The 270-nt window shown below is 30.0% G+C and carries 1 protein-coding gene; it reads left to right on the top strand.

Features of this window, described 5'->3' with window-relative positions; genetic code table 11:
- The coding region (locus tag SB753_RS37505; RefSeq protein WP_410805217.1) for a DegT/DnrJ/EryC1/StrS family aminotransferase at positions 1–270 on the top strand (270 nt) is incomplete at both ends.

Here is a 270-nt window from a genome sequence, read left to right as displayed (position 1 = left end):
AAGAAAATTGGAATCTTATCAAGAAGGGGGAAATGCAGTAGCGGTTGCTAATGGTTTAGATGCCTTGCGTCTTATCTTTAAAGCTTACATTCAATTAGGAGTAATGAAAGAAGGAGATGAAATTATTGTTCCTGCAAATACTTACATAGCTTCTGTTTTAGCAATTACCGATAATAAATTAATTCCCGTTTTGGTAGAACCAGATTTGAATACATATAATTTAGATTTAAATTTAGTAAAAAGTAAGATTACTTCAAAAACTAAAGCTAT

The sequence above is a fragment of the Paraburkholderia sp. SIMBA_053 genome, assembly GCF_046534895.1.
GTDB classification, from domain to species: Bacteria; Pseudomonadota; Gammaproteobacteria; order Burkholderiales; family Burkholderiaceae; genus Paraburkholderia; species Paraburkholderia caledonica.
The sequence above is the reverse complement of the archived record's forward strand: the minus strand, read 5'-3'. Positions and strand labels throughout refer to the sequence as shown.